Origin of the sequence: Streptomyces sp. ADMS, assembly GCF_033441795.1 — a bacterium.
Taxonomy (GTDB): domain Bacteria; phylum Actinomycetota; class Actinomycetes; order Streptomycetales; family Streptomycetaceae; genus Streptomyces.
Map to the genome: position 1 here is coordinate 24,943 of NZ_JAVFVX010000088.1, position 7,564 is coordinate 32,506.

At 67.9% G+C, this 7,564-nt stretch carries 5 protein-coding genes; 2 read left to right on the forward strand and 3 right to left on the reverse strand.

Going from position 1 to position 7,564, the window contains the following annotated elements; genetic code table 11:
* Positions 1-259 precede the first annotated feature (259 nt).
* From RB628_RS29735 to RB628_RS29745, 3 genes are all read right to left on the reverse strand, one after another.
* Entirely contained in the window at positions 260-1,096 is an 837-nt protein-coding gene (locus tag RB628_RS29735) for an SDR family NAD(P)-dependent oxidoreductase (protein ID WP_318323626.1), read from the reverse strand.
* A complete protein-coding gene (locus RB628_RS29740; protein ID WP_318323627.1) occupies positions 1,093-2,283 on the reverse strand; it encodes an acyl-CoA dehydrogenase family protein in 1,191 nt (396 codons plus the stop codon). The genes RB628_RS29735 and RB628_RS29740 overlap by 4 nt, the downstream gene beginning before the upstream one ends.
* A 101-nt stretch (positions 2,284-2,384) precedes the next feature.
* Positions 2,385-5,693, reverse strand: a complete 3,309-nt coding sequence (locus RB628_RS29745; protein WP_318323628.1) for an amino acid adenylation domain-containing protein — start codon at positions 5,691-5,693, stop codon at positions 2,385-2,387.
* Positions 5,694-5,755: 62 nt separating this feature from the next.
* Here RB628_RS29745 and RB628_RS29750 point away from each other — a divergent pair, with 62 nt between their 5' ends.
* On the forward strand, positions 5,756-6,844 hold the full coding sequence (locus RB628_RS29750) for an RHS repeat-associated core domain-containing protein (RefSeq protein WP_318323629.1): 1,089 nt from the start codon (positions 5,756-5,758) through the stop codon (positions 6,842-6,844).
* A gap of 49 nt (positions 6,845-6,893) precedes the next feature.
* The coding region (locus RB628_RS29755; protein WP_318323630.1) for a hypothetical protein at positions 6,894-7,564 on the forward strand (671 nt) is incomplete at its 3' end.

Genomic DNA, 7,564 nt, shown 5'->3' on the forward strand with positions numbered 1-7,564 from the left:
CCGTTCTGCGCATGCTCTGCCGCAGCCCCAACTCCCGTATGGCAGCGCGGTATTCGCGGGAGGTGCATTCGGTGGACTCAACCGGTTGTCGCAACACCTTGATCACGGAGATGTTGCGTGGGAACATCCGATGGTTGGATCACGACATTGACGGGGCGTCCGGCGATGAGGTGCGCGCGGTGAAGCCGTTGCGGTCGGCCTGAAGGCATGCTTCGGGGCCTCTTGTCCTCAGCGGACAAGGGGCCCCGGGTGGGCACAGCTACCAGCTGATGTCGAGCATGGCCCACAGAGCCTCGCGGAACTCCTCGTCGGAAAGCATGGCCCGAGTCGCCACTGCCGCCTCCGCGTCGGAACCCACTTGGACCCTGAGGACGGTCGGGTCGCGGTGCTCGACCAGCCCGCAGACTGCGTCGGCCACATCCCAAGTGCTCGGGCCGCCTCGGACCGTCGGGCGTCCACGGTCCGCGAAGACCTGGCCCCACAACGGCTTGTAGTGACCGAGCGGCCCCGCAGGAGCCGGTGCAGACGCGGACTCCGCATCCACATCACCCGGCTCGACTAGGACGACGCCGACCCCGAAGTGCCGCAACTCTTGCCAGGCAGCCTCGGACCATGCCTCGAGCGCGGCCTTCGAGGCCGCGTAGATTCCCGCGAGGGGCGTCACGAGGCGTCCACTGACCGAGCTCATCTGGACGATCAGCCCGGACCGCTGGACTCGGAAGATCGGGGCGGCTGCTTGCAGCATGCGCAGCGGGCCCACCACATTGACATCCAGGATCTCCCCGGCACGCTCGGGCTTCACCAACTCTACCGGCCCGAACTCGACCAGAGCCGCGTTGTTGACAAGGACGTTGAGCTGCCCAGTCTCACGGATCACCCGGTCGATGCCTGCCTGGACCGACTCCATCCGGGTGACGTCCAGTTCGAGGATGCGACAGCAGTCCTCCAACCGCTCCCGGGCCGGGGCGTTCCGGCCGTAGGGATCGCGCATGGCGGCGTAGACGGTATGTCCCTGCTCACCGAGACGCCGGACCGTCGCAGAGCCGATCTGGCCCGCTGCTCCGGAGACCAGACAGACCAGTCGATCCCTGGTCATCCGATCGCCTCCTGCAAGCTGCTCTTCCGGGGCAGCTGGGCGAGCCCGCCGCTGCCCAGCCGGATCCGGTCCTCACTGATCATGACCCGGGCAGACAGCACGTCCCGGATCTGGCGACTCAGGCTCCGCTTGCTCGCCGACGGTTCCCGGTAGGCGTCCACCCCGATGACCTGGAAGGAGTCCAGTACGCTTTCGTTCGCCCGGGCGGCTGCCGTGAGGCGTAGCGCGTTGGAGCGACGCACCATGGCATCGCTCGCGGCGCCCTGCAACTGCTCGTACCCGGCAGCGATCGAACGGACCTGCTCGGCCAGTTCGTCGATGGAGTCCGACGCCCGCCCCAGCCGCATCGTCTTGGCCGTGAGGACGTCCGGTGCGGTCCGGCCCTGCTGCCTCCGGAGGGCGTCCTGGGCGATGACGAAGGCGGACTCGGCGATGCCCAGCCAGCACGCGGCCCAGCCGAGGTTCGACAGCGGCATGATGACCCGGGCCGAGACCTCGCCGAACGACTCCTCCAGGATGCGGTCTCGGTGCGTTCGCGCCTGGACCCGGCCGCCTCCGCTGCCCGTACCCCGCATGCCGAGCGCCTTCCATTCGCGCCACTGCGACACGATCAGTTCGTCGCGGCGCACCAGCACAAGGGCCTGTTCTGTGACGGCATCGTCGGCCGAGCGACGGGCTACCACCAGGCCGGCGTCGGCATGCTGGAGGTAGGAGGAGACCGAGACGTTCTTGTCAATGGTGATGGCGCCGCTGCCGTCCGCCTTCTCTCGGCAGTGAGCCCGGCCCTCGCGAGGGCTGGCGGCTCCGGTCTCCGACATCAGGCTCGCCACCAGCGGCTGGGCATCCCACGCGGAGTCGAGAAACTCCTGCACCGCTGGGCTGGCTTTTGGCTGGCGTGCGACCGCCTGGATCTGGCCCTGGTGCATGGCCCAGATCATGCCGGTGGAGGCGCATGCCTGGCCCAGAGCGTGGGCCACCGCCACAATCTGCGGCGCGGTCCACAGCCCCTGGCCGGGGACCGGCTGCGGGGCGAGCAGCCGGTACCACTTCAGTGCGGCGATGGCCTCCGCCGGGAAGCGACCATCGGCGTCCACGTCCACGGCATGGGCACGTGCCACCTCCACGGCCGCAGAGACCCGTTCACGCAACGTCAGGGCATCTGGGCTATCCAACAGGTCGTCAGTCATGGTGCCTTCCGTACGCCGGTGCTGTCGGCGGGCACGGACTGTAGCCCACCGGAGAATTCGAGTAGGCCGGGCCGCGCCAGGAGGGGTGGCCCGGCAGGTGATCAGCCGCCGAACTCCATGAGTCGTTTCCCCAACTGAGGGCCGGATTCAGCCAGCTTGTCCGGGTCCAACATGCGCAGGTGCGGGGCGATCGTCGCGATCGTCGCCGCCTCTCCCTCGAACAGGCTCTCCCAGTACCGCTCATCGACGGTCGAGGCGCGGTCCGATGCGAGGAAGTGGGTGAGACCGCAGCCCAGTCGAGGGTGTGTGTCGGTGATCGCGTCACCGATGCTCGGCAGCCCGCCGAGGTCCACGTCGGCGGCGTCGAACATCACCACGTGCTCGACCTCATAGCCCCTGTCCTGGAGCTCCGCCGCGACGTTCGGGGCCAGCGTCGCGCCGACGGACCAGCCGACCACCAGGATCGGGCCCAGCACGTCGATGCTCTCCACCGCGGAGACGAACTCGTCCAGCACGGCGGCCAGATCGGCGGATCGCCCGTCCGCCTCCAGAATCTGTGACAGCACGCCGTGGACCGGCATGTGCTTCGGGATATACGGCAGCAGCTGGACGAAGCTCCACGCCGTGCCGCTGAGCGGCGGCAGACAGACGACCGTCGGTTCTCCGCCGGCGGTGCGCAAGGGGACAGCGGGCTCCCGCACGAACGCCGGGCGCCCGAGTCGCTCGGCGAAGGTCCGCGGGGTGGGAGCGCGGAAGACCTCGGCGGTCTCCAGCGTGACGCCGAACATGTCCTGGAACCGCAACACCATTTGTACCGCGAGCAGAGAATGCCCGCCCAGCTCGAAGAAGTTGGAGTCGCGGCCGATGTCGTCGCGCCCCAGCAGGTCGCGAAAGACCCCGCGGATAAGCTGCTCGTGGGACGAACCGCCGTCGAGGTCGACCACCTGCGCCGGCTTGGTCGTGTCGCCGAGGCGCCGACGGTCCAGTTTGCCACTCGCAGACATCGGGAGGCTGGCCAACCTGGTGTAGACGGAGGGGATCATGTACTCAGGCAGCATCTCGGAGAGTTGCTTGCGCAACTCCGCCGTATCCGGCACGGTTTCGCCTGCGGGAATGATGCCGGCGATCAGCCGGTCACCGGTCTCCGGGTCGACGCCCACGACCGCGTCGGCGACGCCCTGGCACTCTGCCAACCGCTTCTCGATCTCCTCCAACTCGACTCGAAACCCGCGCACCTTGACCTGGGTGTCGAGCCGGCCGAGGAAGCGCAGCCTCCCTTCAGCGTCCCAGCGCCCGGCGTCCCCGGTGCGGTAGACGCGGTACCCATCCGCTGCGATCCGGTCGAGCGGGAAGCGGCTGGCGCTGAGCTCCGGCTGTCCGACGTAGCCTTGGGCCACCTGGGGACCAGAGAGGAAGATCTCGCCGGGCACGTTGACCGGGCAAGGGCGGTAGGACGCGTCCAGGATGTAGGCGCGGTTGAGGCCGAACGGGGTCCCGATGCAGGAGGTCGATTCGACCTTGGCCGCGTCGCACTTTCCGTCCCTGTCGGACGTCTGCACAGTGCAGTAAACCGTGGCCTCGGTCGGACCGTAGAAGTTCCAGTACTCAAGCCCACGCGCGTCCAGATAGTCGGTGAACTCACTGGGCAGCGGCTCGCCGCCGAGCATCAGCTTCGTACCGGCCGCCACCTCGACTCCTGCGTCGCGCAGGGACTTCCACACCGTAGGAGTGCCGCCGACATAGGTGATCCGGGGGGTCACCGCCAGCGCCCGCCCCACCGCTGTGGGGCTGGTGGCGCCCTCCTCGACCAGGTGGACCGAGGCGCCGGCCAACAGCGGAACGAGGTACTCCAGCAGGGAGATGTCGAACGAGGTGGTGGTCAAACTGAGGAAGACGTCCTCCGGACTGATCCCGAGGAGCTCGACAGCCGCCTCACAGAAGGTGGACAGCGCTGTGCGGGCGACGGCCACACCCTTCGGCTCGCCCGTGGAACCCGAGGTGTACATGATGTACGCGGTCATGCCGGTTTCGGCCTCCGGACGCGTGGCCGTCTCGGCCCCTCCGCCACGTAGGCAGGCGGTACTCACTGTGCGGATGCCCGCTGGTACTTCGGTGTCCGCGTCCGTCACCAAGAGGGCGGCGTCGGCATTGTCGAGGATGAACGCGACCCGCTGAACTGGGTGCGCGGCATCGATCGGAAGGAACACCGCGCCCAGCTTCCACACGCCTAGGACGGTGGTCAGGAAGCCGACGTCGCGCGGCAGCCGGACCGCGACCACGTCACCACGTCCGATGCCCTCGACAGCCATGGCGTCGGCGAACAGATCTGCCCGCCGGTCCAGTTCACGGAAGGTCAGGACTTCCTCGCCGGACCGGGCGGCGATCCGGTCGGGCCAGGTCTCGACCGAACGGCGGAACCGCGCCATGACGTCCGGGACCGGCCGGGCGGCCGCATCGACGGTGCCCAGTCCGGAGAACTTCCGCACCTGGCTCTTCTCCTGCTCGGTGGCGAGGTCGAGTTCCGCCACCCTCACCGACGGCGTCTCGGCCGCCTGAAGCAGGACCTGGCTGATGTGGGACACAAGGGTGAGCATCGTGCTCTGATCGAAGCGGGCCGTGTCGTACTGAAGCCGCAGCCGCAACCCGTCAACCTCGGGTACGAAGGTGGTCGTCAAGTCGTACCGCGCACCGTTCAACTCGACTGGGATCTGCTCTCCCGGCTGCAGGCCGTCCAGATCGAATGACAGGTCCGGCAGGTTGGACACGGCAAGCGATACCTGGAAGATCGGAGAGATGGTGCCGTGCCGCTGCACCGATAGGCCCTGGAGGACCTGGTCGAACGGGAGCTCCTGGTGCGTCATCGCCGCCAGGCTGGACCGGCGGGTGGACTTGAGCAGGTCCAGGAAGGAGGCGTCGTCGTCAACGGTTACCCGGACCGAGATCAGATTCAGGAACAGACCGACGGTGGACTCGAACTGCGGCCGGGTCCGTCCGGCAACCGGTGTGCCCAGGACAACGTCCCGCTGATCGGAGTATCGGGTGAGCACGACCGACAGCGCCGCCGCGAGCACCATGTACAGCGTGCAGCGGGCCGTGGACGCGAGTTGCCGCGCCGCGTCGTTGACCTCGCTCGGCAGCATGAGGTTGAGGACGGCACCGGTCATGTCGCGGCGCTCCAGACGCGGCCTGTCCCAGGGCAATACGGTCTCGGCTGGAGCCCCCTCCAGGTAGCCGCGCCAAAACTCGACTTCCTCCCGGATCCGGTCGTCGTCGAGGTACGCCCGCTGCCACGCGGCGAACTCGGGGTACTGGACCGTTACCTCCCGGGGATCCTCATTCGTCGCGCCGACCTCGCGGTTATAGAAGAGAGCGATCTCCTCGATGACGTTGGTGAGGGACCATCCGTCCACCGTGATGTGGTGTCCGACCACGGCCTGCTGGGCGTCCGTTCGACCTGAGCTCCGAACCCCCAGTGCGCACCTACCTGCTGCGCTGGGGCCCGACGTTGCACGCGCTGGCGGACACGAGCACCGGCCTGACCCACATCGGGGCCCGCGAGTACGACCCGCTGACGGGCCGCTTCATCAGCGCCGACCCGCTGCTCGAAGCCGACAAGTCGCAGACCCTGAACGGCTACACCTACGCCGCCAACAACCCGGTCTCCTTCTCCGACCCGAGCGGCGAGATGCTCATGGAGTGCTTCACTGGCGAGATCAAGTGCCAGGGCGGCAAACCGGTCTTCGACAGCAAGGATCCGGCGCCCGCCTCCGGCTCCAAGGGCGGCACGGGCAAGGGCGGCAAGACGGTCGTCCGTAACGGCGGCAACAGCAACGTCGGTTCAGCCTGCGGCATGACCTTCCACCTGTCCGGCCACAATGCCGCCGTCTGCCAGTCCGGCTACGCGGCTCAGGTATGGGCCATGGAGAACAAGGTCGAGGGCTACGTGACCGTCGACATCGGCAAGGGCGGCACGACGGCCAACACCGTCCCCGGCGCGAGCGGTAACAACACCGGCAACGACGGGGCCGCCGACGTCATCCTGTGGACGAAGGACACGGTGTACATCTGGGAGGTCAAGCCGGGGAACGCCTACGGTATGAAGGATGGGCCTGATGATCTGACCAGGTACGTCACAGGCATGGTGGGCTACCTGAACGCCGTGGGCGACGATCGCACCGTGGAACGCGGCCAAGGACTACTGTCCGGCCGGGCCGCGTCCAATCAGGGCATCGTCAACGTCTGGTCCAAGGCCGCGTTCCCGGGCATGCGCTTCTACGGCCGCAACACACGCAAGAACCCCACGCCCAGCCCCAGCCCCGTCCCCAAGCCCGGCGCGAGCACCCAGGCCCCGATCGAGGAACCCGCACCGGGGACCGTCGACGCCCCGGCCCTGGAACCCGTGCCGGGCCCGACCGGGGTGGCCTCCGCCGACGGTGCGGCGGGAGGCTTCCAGGTCTCCCCGGACGCACAGAAGGCCGGCGCGGGAGCGCTCGTCTTCACCGGCGTCCTGTTCACGGTCGGCTTCATCTTCAACGGTCTGACAGGCGGGGCTTTCGCCTAGCCGGGCGCCAAGTAGGGTCAGGGAACGTTGTGAGAAGGAAAGGACCGAGATGGAAGACGAAGAATCCACCATGGACGTGACCATCTGGGCCACGCTCGACGAGCAGGCGGCCGCGCCGCGCGGGGACCTCGTCGTCCACTGGTTCCGCACTGCGATGGACTTCTTCTTCTCCGCTGAGGCGAAGGAACTGAGCGACTCGTACGCAGTCGTCACGGAGTCCTACAGCGGTGGGCGGAAGGTCAAGCTCAGGGATGTCCGGAAGAACTGGCTGGCGCTTGCTGACGAGCTGCGCTTGCAGCCGTTCTACGCATGTGTCGGCTTTCACGAGCCCCTTGTCGACGAGGAGGAGTGGATCGACGAATTCGGCCGCATCGGCAGTCAGCACGAGGGCCTCGGTGATACCCACACCGGGCTGTCCGGGGCTCTCCTGGCGGGCGAACGGATTGGCGACCCTGAGTTCTGCGCGCGTCTTGTCGATTTCGTGGCCACCGCCCTCGACGGCGCCAATCCGGTCTTCGTGCGCATCGACCACCTGAACTTCCACGACACCCCTGACCTGGAGGCGGTTCTGCGACGGCAGCACCATAAATACCTGCGCGAGTCCCGCACCTACCTCCGCGGCTATTCCTGGGTCACCGGCGTGCCGTCCGAGCTCGCAGCCCGGCTGGGCGGCGCGCAACGCCTCGCGGACGTCGGCGCCTTCCATGCCGTACGGGAACT

Bases quoted from the DNA above. Each gene is read 5' to 3' on its own strand.
- RB628_RS29735 (WP_318323626.1), bottom strand. From the start codon at position 1,096: ATGACCAGGGATCGACTGGTCTGTCTGGTCTCCGGAGCAGCGGGCCAG.
- RB628_RS29740 (WP_318323627.1), bottom strand. From the start codon at position 2,283: ATGACTGACGACCTGTTGGATAGCCCAGATGCCCTGACGTTGCGTGAA.